The 16,271-nt window shown below is 67.0% G+C and carries 20 protein-coding genes; 13 read left to right on the top strand and 7 right to left on the bottom strand.

Annotation, left to right across the window (positions count from 1 at the left end; genetic code table 11):
* Window positions 1-246: 246 nt before the first annotated feature.
* The 11 genes from GW587_RS25045 (at window position 247) to GW587_RS25095 (ending at window position 10,379) form a co-directional block, all read left to right on the top strand.
* Window positions 247-426: a Flp family type IVb pilin gene (locus GW587_RS25045; protein WP_166107631.1), complete on the top strand. Its 180-nt coding sequence runs from the start codon at window positions 247-249 to the stop codon at window positions 424-426.
* A 56-nt stretch (window positions 427-482) separates the two neighbouring features.
* A complete protein-coding gene (locus GW587_RS25050) occupies window positions 483-1,013 on the top strand; it encodes an A24 family peptidase (protein WP_166107632.1) in 531 nt (176 codons plus the stop codon).
* 99 nt (window positions 1,014-1,112) lie between these two features.
* Window positions 1,113-2,489: an ATP-binding protein gene (locus GW587_RS25055; RefSeq protein WP_166107633.1), complete on the top strand. Its 1,377-nt coding sequence runs from the start codon at window positions 1,113-1,115 to the stop codon at window positions 2,487-2,489.
* On the top strand, window positions 2,486-3,337 hold the full coding sequence (cpaB, locus tag GW587_RS25060; protein ID WP_166107634.1) for a Flp pilus assembly protein CpaB: 852 nt from the start codon (window positions 2,486-2,488) through the stop codon (window positions 3,335-3,337). Before GW587_RS25055 ends, cpaB begins: the two co-directional genes overlap by 4 nt.
* 7 nt (window positions 3,338-3,344) lie before the next feature.
* A complete protein-coding gene (locus tag GW587_RS25065; RefSeq protein WP_229259650.1) occupies window positions 3,345-4,916 on the top strand; it encodes a type II and III secretion system protein family protein in 1,572 nt (523 codons plus the stop codon).
* Between the two features lie 13 nt (window positions 4,917-4,929).
* The gene (locus GW587_RS25070) at window positions 4,930-5,208 is read left to right on the top strand and encodes a hypothetical protein (protein ID WP_207393636.1); all 279 of its coding nucleotides are present in this window, start codon (window positions 4,930-4,932) and stop codon (window positions 5,206-5,208) included.
* A 9-nt stretch (window positions 5,209-5,217) separates the two neighbouring features.
* Window positions 5,218-6,390: a CpaE/TadZ family protein gene (locus tag GW587_RS25075; protein WP_166107635.1), complete on the top strand. Its 1,173-nt coding sequence runs from the start codon at window positions 5,218-5,220 to the stop codon at window positions 6,388-6,390.
* Between the two features lies 1 nt (window position 6,391).
* Complete coding sequence (locus tag GW587_RS25080) at window positions 6,392-7,738, top strand: TadA family conjugal transfer-associated ATPase (protein WP_166107636.1); 1,347 nt, start codon at window positions 6,392-6,394, stop codon at window positions 7,736-7,738.
* 5 nt (window positions 7,739-7,743) lie between these two features.
* Window positions 7,744-8,730 carry a type II secretion system F family protein gene (locus tag GW587_RS25085; RefSeq protein WP_166107637.1) on the top strand — a complete coding sequence of 329 codons (987 nt, stop codon included), beginning with the start codon at window positions 7,744-7,746 and terminating at the stop codon, window positions 8,728-8,730.
* 14 nt (window positions 8,731-8,744) lie between these two features.
* Window positions 8,745-9,680: a type II secretion system F family protein gene (locus tag GW587_RS25090; RefSeq protein ID WP_166107638.1), complete on the top strand. Its 936-nt coding sequence runs from the start codon at window positions 8,745-8,747 to the stop codon at window positions 9,678-9,680.
* 9 nt (window positions 9,681-9,689) lie between these two features.
* Window positions 9,690-10,379 carry a LytR C-terminal domain-containing protein gene (locus GW587_RS25095; protein ID WP_166107639.1) on the top strand — a complete coding sequence of 230 codons (690 nt, stop codon included), beginning with the start codon at window positions 9,690-9,692 and terminating at the stop codon, window positions 10,377-10,379.
* Window positions 10,380-10,471: 92 nt separating this feature from the next.
* Here GW587_RS25095 and GW587_RS25100 read toward each other — a convergent pair whose 3' ends face one another.
* The 3 genes from GW587_RS25100 to GW587_RS25110 all read right to left on the bottom strand — a co-directional run bounded on the left by GW587_RS25100 (window position 10,472) and on the right by GW587_RS25110 (window position 12,476).
* A complete protein-coding gene (locus GW587_RS25100; RefSeq protein ID WP_229259651.1) occupies window positions 10,472-11,242 on the bottom strand; it encodes a head GIN domain-containing protein in 771 nt (256 codons plus the stop codon).
* 23 nt (window positions 11,243-11,265) lie between these two features.
* The gene (locus tag GW587_RS25105) at window positions 11,266-11,460 is read right to left on the bottom strand and encodes a hypothetical protein (RefSeq protein WP_166107640.1); all 195 of its coding nucleotides are present in this window, start codon (window positions 11,458-11,460) and stop codon (window positions 11,266-11,268) included.
* Between the two features lie 113 nt (window positions 11,461-11,573).
* Window positions 11,574-12,476 carry a LysR family transcriptional regulator gene (locus GW587_RS25110; protein WP_166107641.1) on the bottom strand — a complete coding sequence of 301 codons (903 nt, stop codon included), beginning with the start codon at window positions 12,474-12,476 and terminating at the stop codon, window positions 11,574-11,576.
* A gap of 196 nt (window positions 12,477-12,672) precedes the next feature.
* Between GW587_RS25110 and GW587_RS25115 the strand changes: the two genes are divergently transcribed.
* Window positions 12,673-13,665, top strand: a complete 993-nt coding sequence (locus GW587_RS25115) for an alpha/beta fold hydrolase (RefSeq protein ID WP_166107642.1) — start codon at window positions 12,673-12,675, stop codon at window positions 13,663-13,665.
* Between the two features lie 55 nt (window positions 13,666-13,720).
* On the opposite strand, the gene GW587_RS31705 is transcribed toward GW587_RS25115, so the two are convergent.
* Entirely contained in the window at window positions 13,721-13,852 is a 132-nt protein-coding gene (locus GW587_RS31705) for a hypothetical protein (protein WP_267878131.1), read from the bottom strand.
* Window positions 13,853-13,902: 50 nt separating this feature from the next.
* Complete coding sequence (locus GW587_RS25120) at window positions 13,903-14,139, bottom strand: hypothetical protein (RefSeq protein WP_166107643.1); 237 nt, start codon at window positions 14,137-14,139, stop codon at window positions 13,903-13,905.
* A 79-nt stretch (window positions 14,140-14,218) separates the two neighbouring features.
* Here GW587_RS25120 and GW587_RS25125 point away from each other — a divergent pair, with 79 nt between their 5' ends.
* Window positions 14,219-15,004: a transporter substrate-binding domain-containing protein gene (locus tag GW587_RS25125; RefSeq protein WP_166107644.1), complete on the top strand. Its 786-nt coding sequence runs from the start codon at window positions 14,219-14,221 to the stop codon at window positions 15,002-15,004.
* 3 nt (window positions 15,005-15,007) lie between these two features.
* Here GW587_RS25125 and GW587_RS25130 read toward each other — a convergent pair whose 3' ends face one another.
* Entirely contained in the window at window positions 15,008-15,892 is an 885-nt protein-coding gene (locus tag GW587_RS25130; protein ID WP_166107645.1) for a dienelactone hydrolase family protein, read from the bottom strand.
* Between the two features lie 65 nt (window positions 15,893-15,957).
* Window positions 15,958-16,152, bottom strand: a complete 195-nt coding sequence (locus GW587_RS25135) for a hypothetical protein (RefSeq protein ID WP_166107646.1) — start codon at window positions 16,150-16,152, stop codon at window positions 15,958-15,960.
* Window positions 16,153-16,271: the final 119 nt, after the last annotated feature.

Consider the following 16,271-nt stretch of genomic DNA (forward strand, 5'->3'; position numbering starts at 1 on the left):
CGCAAGCAATTTCAGCGGACTGGTCTGAAAGCTGGTGCAGTGTGACATATGCGGGCGACGCCGTGTGTCTTGCGGAGCGATTTTCTTCATCGTACCGGAAATAATTCCACATGGAAAACTTGCGTGAAGTCAACTCTCTGATTTCCTCGATCCGTATAGTGAACGCAATGGCGCGGCAACGGCGGCAAAGCATCGGCCGGCCGTCCGCGCCAGGGGTTTTTTATGGACTCAACCGAGGAGTACAACATGCACGCGCTTATTGCAGCAGCAAAGGAGTTTGCGCACGACGAGGACGGCATCACTGCCATTGAGTACGGCCTGATCGCGGCGACCATGGTGGCCGCCGTGGTCGCCGCGTTCGGCTTCCTGACGCCGGCGCTGAGGGATGCGTTCGAAGCGATCGCCGAAAAAATCACGGCGCCGTAAGCATCGGGCTTTCCAGCCGAGGCCTGGCTGGAAAGCCTTTCGACGGAGACGCCACCATGTTCAACGCCATCGAAGTGATTTTGATCTGCCTGGTCGCCCAAGCAGCGGTGACCGATCTGGCGATGCGCAAGATTCCCAACGTTCTGATCCTCAGCGGCCTGTTGCTGGCGCTGATACTGCATTTGCTTGCAGGGCAGCCGTGGGCGCCGGTAACACAATGGCTGGCCGGCTGTCTGGCCGGCTTTTTTTTATTCCTGCCGCTGTATCTGCTGCGCGGCATGGCCGCCGGCGATGTCAAGCTGATGGCCATGGTCGGCGCCTTTGGTGGGCCGCTGGAGGCGGTGCGGATCGCGGCGGTGTCGTGTCTGATCGGCGGCGTCCTGGCGTTGCTGCTGCTGTGGTGGAACGGCCGCTGGCGTGACGGCTGGCGCAATCTGGCGCAGCTCTGCCGGCCGCTGCTGTTGCGCCTGCTCGGTGTGCCGCTGCTGCCGGTGCCGCTGGCGCCGTCGGCCAGCGTCGGCGGCGTTCCCTATGGGGTGGCGATCGCGCTCGGCACCGTCGCGGTTGTGGCATGGACGCATCGTTGAAGCGAGGAAAGGCTCAACCTTGCTGCGTGTCAATGTCCACACAGCATGGACCGATAAACTGATTCCCAGACGTAACAATACCTTGCTGCGGAGAAGATCATGCTTGCTCTTGAATCCCCATCCCCCTACGCCCAGCAGTGCGACGCGGAGCAGGACGCCGCGCTGCCGCCGCAGCCGAAATCGGTGCGCGACACCGGCCTGACGCAGCAGCTGATCGTCGAGCTGCTCGCCAAGGCGATGTACCTCGGCGGCAAGACCCATCTGCCGGTGCTGACCACCCGGCTGCATTTGTCGATCAACGTGCTGCGCGAGGTGTTCGATTTCATGGTGGCCGAACAGGTGGCCGAGGTGGCGTGGCGCGGCGAGTCCGACATCGACGTCCAATACCAGCTGACCAACGCCGGCAAGCAGCGCGCCAGCGCGTGGCTGGAGCGCTGCCCCTACGTCGGGCCGGCGCCGGTGACGCTGGACGCGTACCGCGCGATGGTCGAGCGCCAGGCCGTCCAGGCGCCGCACTGCGCCGACGAGCTGGCGGCCGAATTCGCCGACGGCCTGCTCGACCCCGCGTTACAGCGCATGCTGGGCGCGGCGATGTACTCGGGCCGCAGCATTTTGCTGTACGGGCCTTCGGGCAGCGGCAAGTCGACGCTGGCGCGCCGCCTGGGCGGCTTGCTGCCGGGGGTGATCGCGGTGCCGCACGCGCTGGTGGTGGGACAGGACATCGTCCAGGTCTACGATGCGGCGCTGCACTGCGCGCCGCAGGGCCCGGCGCCGCGCCAGCCGCGCCAGTTGCCGCAGCAGCGCGGCGGCGATCCGCGCTGGGTGCTGTGCCGGCGGCCGGTGGTGGTGCTGGACGGCGAGCTTGATTCGGCCATGCTCGATCCGCAATTGGACCATCACAGCGGCTGCTATCGGGCGCCGCCGCAGCTGAAGGCCAACAATGGCTTGCTGATCGTCGATGATCTGGGACGCCAGCGCATGCCGGCGGCCGAGCTGCTGAACCGCTTCGCGTTGGCGCGGGAACTGGAACGCAGCCAGTTGTCGCTGGCCGGCGGTTGTCACTTCAACGCGCCGTGCCGCATGCGCCTGGTGTTCGCCACCAGTCTGGCGCCGGAGTCGTTGTTCGATGCGGCGGCCTTGCGCCGGGTCGGCTACAAGGTGGCGGTGGGTGCGCTCAGCGTCGCCAACTACCGCACGCTGTTGCGCCAGCAGTGCCTGAGCGCCGGTGTGGCCTACGACGATGCGGCGCTGCGCTATCTGCTCGACGAGCTGCACGCCGGCAGCGGCTTGCCGCTGTTGGCCTGTTATCCGCGCGAGATCGTCGGTCGCATCGTCGATTTCGCGGGCTTCATGGGTGAGCCGGCGCGGCTGTCGGTCGCGGCGCTGGACCAGGCCTGGACCAGCATGTTCGCCGGCTGCGGCGCGCTGCCCGACGGCGATGTCGAGGCCGATCTGCTGGAGCCTCGGATAGCATGAAGAACCGGCGCGCACTGTTGATGATGGCGTTGGCCGTCGCGTTCGGGCTGGCGGCGGTGGCGCTGGCTTCGCGCTGGCTGCTGCGGCAGACGCCCGGCGCGTCGAACAGGATCGTGGTGGCTGCGGCCGACGTCAATCTGGGGCAGCGTCTGACGCCGGAGATGCTCAAGTCGTTGGACTGGCCGGCCGATAGCCTGCCGCGCGGCGCGTTGCGCGATGCTTCCCGGCTGGTGGGGCGGGTGTTGAAAACCAGCGTGCTGCGCGACGAGCCGCTGAGCGAGGCCAAGCTGGCGCCGGCCGGCACGCTGGGCGGGCTGTCGGCGCTGATCGCCGAGGGCAAGCGGGCGATCACGGTGCGGGTCAACGATGTGGTGGGGGTGGCCGGCTTTGCGTTGCCGGGGAATTTCGTCGATATCCTGGTCAATACGCAAGCGGCGGGCGTCGGCCGGGAAAGTGCGATTTCCAAGATTGTGCTGGAGCGGATCCTGGTGCTGGCGGTGGCGCAGGAGGTGGGGCGCGATGAGACCAAGCCGCGCGTGGTCAACGCGGTCACGCTGGAGGTGACGCCGGCGCAGGCCGAGAACCTGGATCTGGCGCGCAGCGTCGGCACCTTGTCGCTGGCGTTGCGCAATCAGGTCGATCCCCGGCCGGGGGTGACGGAGGGGGCGACCAAGTTGACCTTGCTCGGCGCGCAGGGCGCGCAGGTGGCTGCTGCATCGCCGGCCGAGCTGCCGGTGGCGCAGACGGCGGCGCAGGCCAGACCGCGCGCGCAGATGGCTTCGGCCGCCGCGCCGCGTGCCTGCATCGGCGTCATCGCGGGCGTGCAGCGCACGCAGGAATGCCTGTGAGCCCGTCATGGACCCGCGCTCCCACATCATGCCGGCAGGCGGCCGGGCGTGCCTTGCGCACCGCGCGCGGCGCGTCCTCGCCTTCCTGTGGGTGCTGCCCGCTCTACTGATCCCGACGACGGCGCCGTATGCGGCCATTCGCGCCGCCGGCGCCGGCGCCACCGCCACCGCCGCCACCGCCACCGCCGCCACCGCCGCCACCGCCACCACCGCCACCGCCACCACCGCCACCGCCGCGCCGGCCGACGGCGGGTTGCGCTGCGGCGGACAGGCGGCGGCGCCGGGGAGCTTATCGCTGCAGCTGGGGAAGTCGACGCTGATGCGCATGCCGGAGCCGGTACAGGCGCGCAGCGTCGGCAATCCGGCGGTGCTGCAGGCGATGCTGGTGGCGCCGGACACCTTGTACGTGGTCGGCGTCGACATCGGCAGCAGCAATATGATCGTGCAGGGCAGCAGCGGCTTGTGCAACGTGATCGAGGTAGTGGTGAGCATCGACCCCGGCGCCTTGCAGCAATCGCTGGCCGCGCTGATGCCGGAGCAGAAGGACATCCAGGTCAGCGGCGCCGGCGACACGCTGGTCCTCAGCGGCACCGTCAGCGACGCGCAGGCCGCATCGCGCGTATTGGAGCTGGCGGCGGCCTTCGTGCGCCGTCCCGCGCGCCCGCTCGATATCGGCAGGAGCGACAAGGGCGACGCGATGTCGGTACAGGCGGGAGCAGCGGCCGCGCCGGGCGGCACGCGCATCGTCAACTTCCTCAACGTCGGCGCGCCGCAGCAGGTGATGTTGGAAGTGAAGATTGCCGAAGTCTCCAAATCCCTGCTGGACAAACTGGAGGCCGGCCTGTCGCTGAACATCGGCGGCGGCAGCTGGGCCGGCGCGCTGTCGGCGAATTTCATCAGCGGCGCGCTGAAAGGCCTGCTCACCGTCGGCAAGCCGGTCGGCGACCACCTCGGACTGGCCGCCGAAAAGCAGGATGGCCTGGTCCGCATCCTGGCCGAGCCGACGGTGATGGCGATCAGCGGCCAGGAAGGCAGCTTCCTCGCCGGCGGCAAGATCTTCATCCCGGTCGCGCAGGACAACAACAAAATCACGCTGGAGGAAAGAGAGTTCGGCGTCGGTCTGCGCTTCACGCCCACGGTGCTGGCCGGCGGCCGCATCAACCTGCGGGTGGCGCCGGAGGTGTCCGAGCTGTCGCGTGAAGGCGTCGGCATCTCGTCGGCGGGAGTGAGCGGCCGCGCCATCCTGCCGCTGATCACCACACGCCGCGCCGCCACCACGGTGGAGCTGTACGACGGCCAGAGTTTCGCCATCGGGGGTCTGATCAAGAACAGCCAGACCACCAACATCAACGGCCTGCCCATCCTCGGCGAGCTGCCGGTGCTGGGCGCGCTGTTCCGCAGCACCGACTTCCAGCAGGACCGCACCGAGTTGCTGTTTGTCGTCACACCCCACTTGGTGCAACCGCTTCCGGCCAATTACAGGCTGCCGACCGACAGCGTCGCCCCGCCGGGGCGCGCCCGGCTTTTCCTCGGCGGCCAGATGGAAGGCGCGCCGGCCCAGGGCACGGAACGCAAATAACCAGGGAACGATCATGCGATACCTACTTTGCCTGCTGACGGCGGGCACGCTGTCTGCCTGCGTCTCCGGCGTGACTTCGACCACGCCGCAATGGGATGCCCGCTTCGGCGCCGACGTGCGCATCGCGCTGGCGCGGCAGATCATCGATCCGGATGCCGGCCGCAATACCGATCCGGTGGCGGGCATGGACGGCCGCGCCGCGCGCTCCGCCTTCGAGCGCTATCAGAAAGCGTCCAGCGAGCCGGCGCCGCAGCCGTCCAGTTTCACCATCGGCGTCAGCGGATCGAAGTAGGAGGCGGCCATGAAAGCACTGATGATCAGCAGCGACGCCTTGCTGCACGCGGAAATCGCCGCGCAAGGGTCGGCGCGCATGCCGCCGGTACAGCTGATGGCGTCGCGCAGCTGCCTGCGCGACGCGGTCGAACGCCCGCTGCCGGAAGCGCCGCAACTGGTGGTGTTCGACGCCAGCGGCGTCACGCCGGATGAAGGTGAGCTGGTCGAACGCCTGAGCAAGCAGTATCCGGGCGCCTCCTTCATGCTGTTGACGCGCGAACCGCAGCACGACCTGTTGATCCGCGCCATGCGCGCCGGCATGCGCGAAGTGCTGCAACTGCCGCTGGCGCACCGCGCCTTCCACGAGGCGATGGACCGGATCGAAGTCGCCGCCGGCGTCAGCGAGATGCGCGACGGGAAGGTGCTGGCCTTCATCTCCTGCAAAGGCGGCAGCGGCGCGACCTTCCTGTCGACCAACTTCGGCTACGCGCTGGCCGCGCTGGCCGACAAGAAGGTGCTGCTGATCGACCTGCACGGCCAGTTCGGCGACGCCACGCTGTACGTGTCGGATCAGAAGCCGGCGATGACGCTGTCCGACATCTGCGCGCAGATCGGCCGCATGGACGCGTCCTTCCTCGATTCCTGCCTGGTGCACGTGGCCTCCAACTTCGGCGTGCTGGCGGCGGCGGATGATCCCAACCACGTGGTCGACATGAAGCCGGAGCACATGGACATCATCCTGCGCGTGGCGCGCCAGCACTACGACTTCATCGTGCTCGACGTCGGCCGCCAGATCGACGCCATCTCGCTGCGCGCGCTGGACCAGGCGGACATCATCCACCCGGTGCTGCAACTGGCGCTGCCCGACATCCGCGACGGCCGCCGCCTGCTGGACATCTTCCGCTCGCTGGGCTATCCGAGCGAGCGCACGCGCCTGATCGTCAACCGCTACGAGAAGGGCGGCAAGCTGCGGCTGATGGACCTGGAGCAGGCGCTGGGCGCGGACGTGGTGCACACGGTGCCCAACGATTACCTGTCGGCGACCGATTCGGTCAACCAGGGCATACCGGTGTTGCAGCTGTCGCGCAGCAGCACGGTGGCGCGCAGCCTGGCCGAGCTGGTGGAACTGGTGACGGCGCGCCGCGTCTCGGAAAGCAAGGGTTTGTTCGACCGGCTGTTCGGCCGCCACGAAGGAGGATGACATGAGCTTACGCGAACGCCTGGCCGTCGCCGACGACGGCCGCCAGGACGGCAACGGGCCGCCGGGCCTGGCCGCAGCCGCTTACCTGGAGCTGAAGAAGAGCATGCACCAGACCATCCTGGACCGCATCGACCTGGAACGCCTGAAGCGCCTGACGCCCGAGCAGTTCAAGCACGAGCTGGCGCTGCTGGTCCAGCGCATCATCGAGGATGAGCGCATCGTGCTCAATCAGCATGAGCGGCACAACCTGGTGCTCGACATCCAGCACGAGATGCTGGGCTTCGGTCCGCTGGAGCCGTTGCTGGCGGATCCCGGCGTGTCCGACATCCTGGTCAACACCTGCGCCAGGGTGTACGTCGAACGCGCCGGCCGGCTGGAGCTGACCGAGGTCACCTTCAACGATAACGCACACCTGATGAAGATCATCGAGAAGATCGTGTCGCGCGTCGGCCGCCGCGTCGACGAATCGAGTCCGATGGTCGATGCGCGGCTGCCGGATGGCTCGCGTGTCAACGCCATCATTCCGCCGCTGGCGATCGACGGCCCGATCCTGTCGATACGCCGCTTCGCGGTGACGCCGCTGACGGTCGAGAACCTGCTCGACTACCGCAGCCTGACGCCGCCGATGATGCAGGTGCTGCGGGCGCTGGGGCAGGCCAAGATCAACATCCTGATCTCCGGCGGCACCGGCTCCGGCAAGACCACGATGCTGAACGTGCTTTCCGGCTTCATCCCGGCCCACGAGCGCATCGTCACCATCGAGGACGCGGCCGAGCTGCAAATGCGGCAGCCGCACGTGGTGCGGCTGGAGACGCGCCCGCCAAACATCGAAGGCAAGGGCGAGGTGAACCAGCGCTCGCTGGTGCGCAACGCGCTGCGGATGCGGCCCGACCGCATCATCCTCGGCGAGGTGCGCGGCGCCGAGGCGCTGGACATGCTGCAGGCGATGAACACCGGCCATGAGGGTTCGCTGGCCACGATCCACTCCAACACCCCGCGCGACGCCTTGTCGCGGCTGGAGAACATGGTCGGCATGGCCGGCGTGAACCTGACGCCGCGCGCGACGCGGCAGCAGATCTGCTCCGCCGTCACGGTGGTGATGCAGGTGTCGCGGCTGACCGACGGCACCCGCAAGCTGGTCAGCCTGCAGGAGGTGACCGGAATGGAAGGGGAGGTGATCGCGATGCACGAGATCTTCCGCTTCGAGCAGACCGGCGTCGACGCCAACGGCGCGGTGCAGGGGCGCTTCTACGCCACCGGTGTGCGGCCGCGCTTCGCCGACCGCCTGCGGATGTTCGGCGCGGCGGTGCCGGACAGCGTGTTCGATCCCGACAAGATCTATCAGTAAGCGCCATGGACGCCGTCTTCTCCGCCTTCGCGGTCCTGCTGTTCGCCGCCGTGATCCTGATGATCGAAGGGGCCTGGCTGTGGTGGTCCGGCGCGCACGGCGGCGGCGCGCGGCGTATCGCCAAGCGCCTGCGGCTGATGGCCGCCAGCGGCAACGGCGGCGGCGAGCGTATCGACATCCTCAAGCGCCGTACCTACAGCCGCAATCCGGCGCTGGAAAAGCAGCTGCGCCGCATCGCGCGCGTCGCCAGGCTTGCGCTGTTGGACCGGCTGCTGCTGCAGGCGGGCGTGCGCTGGTCGGTGGCGCAGTTCCTCGGCTGCTCGCTGCTGATGCTGGCGCTCGGACTGCTGCTGCCGTGGATGGCCGGCATGCCGGCCGCGCCGGCGGTGGGCGCGCTGGCGTTGGCCGGCGCGCTGCCGTGGATGCTGCTGATGCGCGCGCGCCGCGCGCGTCTGCGCAAGCTGGAGGAGCAGTTGCCGGAGGCGGCGGACTTTCTCGGCCGCGCGCTGCGCGCCGGCCATTCCTTCGCCAACGTGATGCAGATGGTGGGCGAGGAGATGCCGGAACCGATCGCCGGCGAATTCAAGTTCGCCTACGAGGAGGTCAACTACGGGGTGCCGATGAACGAGGCGCTGCACAACCTGGCCTTGCGGGTGCCGCTGACCGACTTGCGCTACCTGGTGATCGCGGTGCTGATTCAGCGTGAATCGGGCGGCAACCTGGCCGAGGTCTTCGGCAGCATCAGCCGTTTGATCCGCGCTCGCCTCAAGCTGCTGGCGCAGGTGCGCGTGATGTCCGCCGAGGGCCGCATGTCGGCCTGGATCCTGTGCCTGCTGCCGGTGGGCGTGCTGGTGCTGATGGCGTTGGCCAATCCCGGTTACGTGCGGGTGCTGTGGACCGATCCCATCGGCGTGCGCCTGGTGTGGTACGCGATGGGCATCGCCGTCCTTGGCGTGCTGTGGATGCGCAAGCTGATACGCATCCGGATCTGAAAAGGGGAGGGCGCATGAATGGATCGCAGATCGTTTTCCTGGCCATCGTGTTCCTGGTGGCGGCGGCAATCGCCGTGGCCGCGCTGCAGGTGGTCACGCCGGTGGCGCTGCGCGAACGGCTGAACGAAGTGGTCGAGCCGACCGAGGCCGCGTCCGACACCGGCGGCGGCTGGGTGGAGAAGGTGGCGCAGGCGGCGCAGCCGTTCTCGCGCTTGTCCTTGCCGGAGGCGGGCTGGGAGCGTTCGCCGCTGCGCACCCGCTTCATGAATGCCGGCTGGCGCGGCGCGTCGGCGCCGTCGCTGTATTTCGCCGCCAAGTCGCTGCTGGCGCTGGGTCTGCCGGCGTTGCTGGCGCTGTTCGGCGCGGCCGCGCTGGGCGGGACCCACAAAGGCTTCATGTATCTGTTGTTGCTGGTGGCCGGCATCGGCTACTACCTGCCGAACGCGGTCCTGTCGCGCAGGGCGGACGCGCGCCGCCGCGAAATCTTCGAGACCTTCCCCGATGCGCTGGACCTGCTGACGGTGTGCGTGGAAGCAGGCCTGAGCCTGGAGCGCGCGCTGGCCAAAGTGGCCGGCGAGATCCACATCAAGAGCATGGCGCTGGCGCAGGAGCTGCAACTGGTGCTGATGGAGATGCGCGCCGGCTTCAGCAAGGAGCGCGCCTTGCGCAACCTGGCGCTGCGCAGCGGCGTGGAGGATGTCGATACGCTGGTGGCGATGCTGATCCAGTCGGAACGCTTCGGCACCAGCATGGGCGATTCGCTGCGGGTGCATTCGGATAATCTGCGCGGCAAGCGCAGCGTGCTGGCCGAGGAGGCGGCCGCCAAGATCGCGCTGAAGCTGTTGTTCCCGCTGATCTTTTGCATCTTCCCGACGCTGATGCTGGTCTTGATCGGCCCTGCCGGCATACAGATCTACCGCATGATGGCGCGGTCCGTTATTCCCCACTAGGAGACCGGCTTGAAAAAAACATTCGTCGCCGCGAGTGCGGGCGCGCTGCTGATTGCCTGCGGCGGTTTGCAGAACGTCGGCACCGCGCCCGCCGAGCCGGATCTGGCCGTGCTGGAAAAAGCATGCGTGCGCGATCCGCTGGATGCGGACAAATGGGAGCGGCTGGCGGCGGCCCTCAGCGCCGCTGGCGAACGCGAACACGCGGCCACCATGTATCTGCAGGCGGCCACGCTGCGCGCGCACGACGTGCGCAATGACTATGCGCTGCTGAAGCAGGAACTGCAGGACGCCCGCATCGCCGAAGCCGCCGCCTCCGCAGGCATCGACGCCGCCATGCCGCGCACGCAGGTGCGGCGGGTCGGCGCGGCGCTGGTGGAGGTGTTGCGCGTACCGACTGCCGGTTCCGCGCCGATGCCGCCGCCGGCGGTCCGCCTGGAGATCAGCAACGGCAACGGCGTTCCGGGCGCCGCCGCGCGGCTGGCGCGCACGCTTGATGTCGATGGATGGAGGACGGTGCGGCTATCGAACCTGCGGCCGTTCGTGGTGCCGCGCAGCCGCATCGAATACCAGCGCGCGCAGGAAGCGATGGCGCAGCAGCTGGGCGACCGGCTCCACCTGCCGCTGCATAAGCTGCGCGACAACTCCGCGCGCGCCGACATGCGCATCGTGCTGGGCCACGACGTGCGCTATCTAAAATAAAAAAACGTCCGAGTGGGTTTCCCCTCCCGGACGTAAAAAAACACACCCATGTGTTTACAGTTGCAGCCGGCCGCCGGGGCCGGCGCGATTCTTTACTGCCAGCTCACGCTACCCAGGCCGCGCGCGCTGGCGCTGCGATTGGTCGGATTGCCATACACGGTGGCGGAACCGAGGCCGGTCAGTTTGAGACTGGCGCTGTTCTTCGCGTACACCGACGCGCTACCCAGGCCGCTCATGTTGACGTCGATGGTGTCGGCGCGCAGCTGCTGCGCGTCCAGGCTGCCCACGCCGCCAAGGCTGGCGTGCAGTTGTTTGGTCTGGCCGGTCATCTCGATGCGGCCCGCGCCGTTCAGGCGCAGCTCGACGTTGTCGCTGCTGCCCGCGTCGACGGTCATGCCGCCCACGCCACCGAGCCGCACGTCGACATTGCGATACTGCGCATTGACCTTGACCGAGCCCGCGCCTTCGAGCGCCAGGCGCAGGTTGTCGCCTTTGAAACCGCTCACTTCGGTGGCGCCGACGCCGCCCGAGGTCAGCGCGCGCAGATTCGGCAGCGTCAGTTCGGCGCGCAGTTCGCGCTTGTTGCCGAAGTTGATCGAGTTCATTTTGCTGGTGCCGATGTGCAGCATATCGCCGCTCTGATCGACCACCACTTTTTTCAGCGCGTCGGCTTCGCCGTAGATCGTCAGCGTGGCCGTCGGGCCTTGCCGCACCTTGAGGCTGATGACGCCATCGAGCTCGATGTTGACCGCGCGCGCATCGACGCTGCGGCTTTCGCTGACTACATCGGCGGCCAGCGCGGCGGGTGCGCCGCAGCTCAGGACCGTGGCCAGCATCGCAGCCTTCAGGGTGGTGATCATCATGCGCTCCATTGGTTGTCGTTGGATTACAGCGCTGCTTTTTCAGCGGCGGTCAGGCGCTTGGCGGTGACGGTCACCACTTGCATCTTGCTGGCTTCGACCTTCGCCGCGGCCGGCACCGAGATGCGCGTCGCAGGCACGGCGGCGGTGGCGTAGGTGGTGGCGCCGGCGATGACGACTGCGGCGATGAAGATGGCTTCCATGTTTTTTGCGATGTTCATTTTGAGCTCCTTGTGGGTGGTTAGTTCGTTGCGTTGAGTGAACTATAGACAAGGGCTACCCGTCCATCCACCGGGATGTGACGAACTGCGAAAACAGGGGGGCAGAATGCGTTTTACGGGTTTAAAGCCACGCCGCAAAGCAGGTCCTGGTTGCCGGCGTAGAGTTGCGACAGCCAGGCGGAGACGGTTTTGAAGCGGGCGATGCTGCCGGCGTCGCGATGGCTGAGCAGCCAGATGTCGCGCTGCACCTCGACGCCGGCGCCGATGCGCTGCAAGCCTTCCTGCTGGCCCATGACGCAAGGCAGCAGCGCCATGCCGACGCCGGCGCGGCAGGCGCGCACCATCGTGCTCAGGCTGTTCACCTTGAGCACGCGGCGCGGTTGCGGCTCCATCTGCGCCAGCCATTGCATCTCGCCGGTCGCCGCCAGCGAATCGTCATAGGCGATCCACGGCTGCGTGCCCCAGCAGGCGCGCGGCGTGTCGGCGAACTTGGCGTGGCCGTAGACGGCGAAGCCGAGATCGCCCAGCTTGCGCATCACCAAAGCCGCGTCTTCGCCCGGCTTGCCGAGGCGCAGCGCCAAGTCGGCCTCGCGGCGGGTGAAGGAGAGGTTATGGTTGTCCGCTTGCAGCGTCAGCTGCAAATGCGGATGCTGGGCGTGCAGCGCCGGCACGTGTTCCAGCAGCCAGTAGTCGAACAGGAAATCGATGGAGGTGATGTTGACCGGGCCGGCGGTGGCGTCCGCCTCCTGCGACGATGCCCGCAACATGCTCTGGACGTTGCCGTAGACGGCGTCGCCGTGTTCGACGAAGACCTGGCCGGCGTCGGTCAGCTGGTAGCCGGTGTTGTCGCGGATGAACAAGCGCAGCTTGAGCGCCTTTTCGGCTGCGGCGATGCGGCGGCTGATGGTGGAGGCATCCAGGCCCAGCTGGCGGCCGGTGGCGCTCATGCTGCCGCTGCGCGCCAGCGCCAGGATCAGGGGGATGTCGTTCCAGTCGAAGTCGCTGCTAGTGGGCATTTGGGAGGATGTGGGCTTTTTCAAACTGTAGCACGGCGCCGGATATCGACCTATACGTAAAAAGACAGGGTAAAAATAGCTTGCTATTAAATAGCGCGCGATATATATTGAGCACATGGGCAACAAACAAACGCCCCGGAAGCTGTAAAAACATAGTTCACTATTGAATCGTCATCTACTAAATACGGAGTCCATCATGAGCAACGCATCCCAAGACCAAGTCAGCATCTCCCGTCGTTCCGCCCTGTTCGGTGGCGCCACCGCAGCGGTCGCTGCCGTCGCCGTGCCGCTGGCCGCCTTCGCCGGCGGCAGCGCGCAAGCGGCGCCGGTCGTCCATGGCGGCGCGGTCGGCAAAACCGGCAGCACCATCACCACCCGTGACGGCGTCGAGATCTATTACAAGGATTGGGGTCCGAAGACCGGTCAACCGGTCGTGCTCAGCCATGGCTGGCCGCTGAACTCGGATAGCTGGGAATCGGCCGCCTTCCACCTGGCCAACAACGGCTTCCGCGTCATCACCCACGACCGTCGCGGCCACGGCCGGTCGAGCCAGCCGTGGGACGGCAACGATATGGACCACTACGCCGACGACCTGGCGCAGGTGATCGAGGCGCTGGACCTGAAAAACATCATTCTGGCCGGCTTCTCAACCGGCGGCGGCGAAGTGGCGCGCTATGTGGGCCGTCACGGCACCAAACGCATCGCCAAGCTGGGCCTGATCTCGGCGGTGCCGCCGCTGATGCTGAAAACCGCCACCAATCCGGGCGGCCTGCCGATCGAAGTGTTCGACGGCATCCGCGCCGCCTCGGTCGCCAACCGCGCCCAGTTGTACCTGGACCTCGCCTCCGGTCCGTTCTACGGCTACAACCGCGCCGGCGCCAAACCGTCGCAAGGCATCATCCAGGCCTGGTACGCGCAGGGCATGCAGGGCGGTCATAAAAACACCTACGATTCGATCAAGGCCTTCTCGGAAACCGACTTCCGCGAAGATCTGAAAAAATTCGACAAGCCGACCCTGATCATCCACGGCGACGACGACCAGATCGTGCCGATCGACGCGGCGGGCAAGGCTTCGGCCGCCATCGTCAAGCACGCCAAGCTGATCGTCTATCCCGGCGCACCGCACGGCTTGACCGACACGCACAAGGATAAGTTCAACGCCGATTTCCTGGCCTTCGCCAAATCCTGAGCCGCAAAGCAAAGGGCCCGCAACCGCGGGCCCTTTTCAATGGTGCTTCAGGAAGTTACAGGCAGCAGGCCAGCATCTTCAGGCAGCAAGCCAGGTCGCCGCAGCAATCCATGCTGGCGGCATAGGCGCCGGCCGAGGCCAGCAGGGTGGCGGCGATGGCTGCGGATTTGAACAGTATCGATTTCATGGTGTTTCCTTTAAATGAGTGAAAGTTGTCGTGTGCGGCACTTTCGTTCATCAGTCGGGCGGACACCAGACTTCCTTGGCCGGTTGCGGCGGGATGACCGCGCTTTCCGCGATCGGCGCGACGCGCATCGCCTGCGGGGCGACGGCCGCCACCAGGCCTGCGGCGGCCGGCATCGCCGACGGCGTGCACGCGGTCGCGACGCACTGCACGAGCGGACAGTCGGTGCCGGTGCAGCAGGCATGCGCCGGCGCCGCCGCCAGCACGGAGCTGTACAGCAGGAAAACCACAGCGGCGAAGAGTGTCAGGGCCTTATGCATTGCGCGATTGTACCAGCGTTATACTTGCACTAGTTCAATGAGGTCCCGCATGTATTCACTGCCGCTAAGCGCTTTGCTGTTGTTGATGACGTCCCAGGCGCTGGCCGGAGATTGTCTGGTGCGGGTCGGCTATCCGGACCGCGAGCGACGGCCGTATTTCATGGGCAGCGGCAGCGAGCCGGCGAATCCGCCCGGTGTCGGCGTCGAGCTGTTGAGCAAGGCCGTGCTCAGCGTCGGATGCCGGGTGGCGCTGGTGCGCTTGCCGACCGCCCGCCTCAAGCTGGCGCTGGCGGCGGGCAGCATCGATTTGACGCCGTATGACCTGGTCGACGGCGAAACGCCGCTGGCCGCCTTGCCGCAGACCGCCGCCGGCGCGCCCGATACCAAGCGGGCCTTGCGCACCTTGGGCGTGGTGTATGTGCGTCGTGACGACGCGGCCGCCGTCGGCGCCGATCCACACGCCTATTTCCGGCGCCATCGCCTGGTGGCGAACCAGGGAACGCCGCTGGGATTGCAACTGCGCGCCGAAGGCGTGCAGGTCGACGACGGCGCCGCCGACACCATGAGCAACTTCGAGAAAGTCATGCTCAAGCGCGCCGACGGCGTCGCGCTGACCACCATCAACGAAAAATCCATGGACGGCGTCATCGCCGCGCGCTACGGCGGCGCGATGGTGCGCATCGACACGCCGATCAAGACATCGTATATCTGGTTTTCCACCAGCAAGGCGTTCTACCAGGCCCACCGCCGCGAGGTGGAGGGCATCTGGAGCTGGGTCGGCAGCCACGCGCCGGCGCAGCACGACGCGTTGATCAAGCAATACGCGCTGCGCTAAGCCTCAGGCCAGCCTGGCACGCAGGAAGTCCGTGGTGCGCTGCCATGCCAGTTTGGCGGCGGCGGCGTCGTAGCGCGGCGTGGTGTCGTTGTTGAAGCCGTGTTCGACGTCGGGATAGACGTGGTACTCGTAGGTGACGCCGGCTTCCTTCAGCGCCTTCTCGTAAGCCGGCCAGCCGGCGCGGATGCGTTCGTCCTTGCCGGCGTCGTGGATCAGCAGCCGGGCTTTGATCTTCGGCACCTCGGCCGCCGCCGGCTGCGCGCCGTAGAACGGCACCGCTGCCGCCAGTTCCGGTAGCTGCGTGGCCAGGTAGTTGGCGATGCCGCCGCCATAGCAGAAACCGACCACGCCGAGCTTGCCGTTGCCCTCCGGCCGTTGCTGCAGCCAGCGCGCGGCGGCGACGAAGTCGACGCGGGTCTTTGCCTGGTCGAGCTTGCCGAACAGCGCGCGCGCCTTGTCCTCGTCGCCGGGATAGCCGCCCAGCGGGTGCAGCGCGTCCGGCGCGAAGGCGATGAAGCCGTCGAGCGCCAGGCGGCGCGCGATATCCTCGATGTGCGGATTCAGGCCGCGATTCTCGTGCACCACGAGCACCAGCGGCAGCTTGCCCTTGGCGTCGGAGGGCGAGACCAGGTAACCGCGCACGCTGCCGTTGCCTTGCGGCGAAGGCAGCTCGACGAAGCGCGCGCTGATGCGCTTGTCGTCCGGCGTGACCAGCGGCGCGGCGAAGCTCGGGCTCAGCGCGCCCAGCAGGCTGGCGGCGGTGGCGCCGCCGACCGCGTAGCGCGCCGCCGAGGCCAGGAAATCGCGGCGGGTGATGCCGCCGTGTACATATTGGTCGAACAGCTTCAATACTTCCGGATCAAAATCTGCGGCGGTTTTGCGGGTCATGTCTCGGCTCCGTGGGCGGGTGGTTGGTCGCCCAGTGTAGCGCAGCCGGCCGCGAATTCCGTCGTTCAGTTGCTACGCGGCGTGTAGATCGGATCGGATTGGCGGCGACGCGTCTGTGAAACAAGGACGCGCAAAATCACCGGCGTCGGCACGCCGTGCTCGGCGAGGTAGGCCCAGGCGCTGGCGGAGCCGTTGACTTCATCGACCACCAGCCCGTTTTCAACGGCTTGCGCCGTGTCCATATCTTTTCGTAGTTGCATAGTTAAACCCGTCTGGGAGAACTGCGGACAAGAGGAGGTCACGGGTCTGGGTGATGGCACTGTGGGAAAGTGGGCAAGGTTGTGGCACACGGCACAGCTCGCGACAAATATACCAGATG

Source organism: Duganella aceris (assembly GCF_011090165.1).
Classification (GTDB): Bacteria; Pseudomonadota; Gammaproteobacteria; order Burkholderiales; family Burkholderiaceae_D; genus Rugamonas; species Rugamonas aceris.

What these genes read in the sequence shown, in the direction of transcription:
- GW587_RS25045 (WP_166107631.1), top strand. Translation starts at nt 247, where the DNA reads ATGCACGCGCTTATTGCAGCAGCAAAGGAGTTTGCGCACGACGAGGAC.
- GW587_RS25050 (WP_166107632.1), top strand. Translation starts at nt 483, where the DNA reads ATGTTCAACGCCATCGAAGTGATTTTGATCTGCCTGGTCGCCCAAGCA.
- GW587_RS25055 (WP_166107633.1), top strand. Translation starts at nt 1,113, where the DNA reads ATGCTTGCTCTTGAATCCCCATCCCCCTACGCCCAGCAGTGCGACGCG.
- cpaB (WP_166107634.1), top strand. Translation starts at nt 2,486, where the DNA reads ATGAAGAACCGGCGCGCACTGTTGATGATGGCGTTGGCCGTCGCGTTC.
- GW587_RS25065 (WP_229259650.1), top strand. Translation starts at nt 3,345, where the DNA reads ATGGACCCGCGCTCCCACATCATGCCGGCAGGCGGCCGGGCGTGCCTT.
- GW587_RS25070 (WP_207393636.1), top strand. Translation starts at nt 4,930, where the DNA reads ATGCGATACCTACTTTGCCTGCTGACGGCGGGCACGCTGTCTGCCTGC.
- GW587_RS25075 (WP_166107635.1), top strand. Translation starts at nt 5,218, where the DNA reads ATGAAAGCACTGATGATCAGCAGCGACGCCTTGCTGCACGCGGAAATC.
- GW587_RS25080 (WP_166107636.1), top strand. Translation starts at nt 6,392, where the DNA reads ATGAGCTTACGCGAACGCCTGGCCGTCGCCGACGACGGCCGCCAGGAC.
- GW587_RS25085 (WP_166107637.1), top strand. Translation starts at nt 7,744, where the DNA reads ATGGACGCCGTCTTCTCCGCCTTCGCGGTCCTGCTGTTCGCCGCCGTG.
- GW587_RS25090 (WP_166107638.1), top strand. Translation starts at nt 8,745, where the DNA reads ATGAATGGATCGCAGATCGTTTTCCTGGCCATCGTGTTCCTGGTGGCG.
- GW587_RS25100 (WP_229259651.1), bottom strand. Translation starts at nt 11,242, where the DNA reads ATGATGATCACCACCCTGAAGGCTGCGATGCTGGCCACGGTCCTGAGC.
- GW587_RS25105 (WP_166107640.1), bottom strand. Translation starts at nt 11,460, where the DNA reads ATGAACATCGCAAAAAACATGGAAGCCATCTTCATCGCCGCAGTCGTC.
- GW587_RS25110 (WP_166107641.1), bottom strand. Translation starts at nt 12,476, where the DNA reads ATGCCCACTAGCAGCGACTTCGACTGGAACGACATCCCCCTGATCCTG.
- GW587_RS25115 (WP_166107642.1), top strand. Translation starts at nt 12,673, where the DNA reads ATGAGCAACGCATCCCAAGACCAAGTCAGCATCTCCCGTCGTTCCGCC.
- GW587_RS31705 (WP_267878131.1), bottom strand. Translation starts at nt 13,852, where the DNA reads ATGAAATCGATACTGTTCAAATCCGCAGCCATCGCCGCCACCCTGCTG.
- GW587_RS25125 (WP_166107644.1), top strand. Translation starts at nt 14,219, where the DNA reads ATGTATTCACTGCCGCTAAGCGCTTTGCTGTTGTTGATGACGTCCCAG.
- GW587_RS25130 (WP_166107645.1), bottom strand. Translation starts at nt 15,892, where the DNA reads ATGACCCGCAAAACCGCCGCAGATTTTGATCCGGAAGTATTGAAGCTG.
- GW587_RS25135 (WP_166107646.1), bottom strand. Translation starts at nt 16,152, where the DNA reads ATGCAACTACGAAAAGATATGGACACGGCGCAAGCCGTTGAAAACGGG.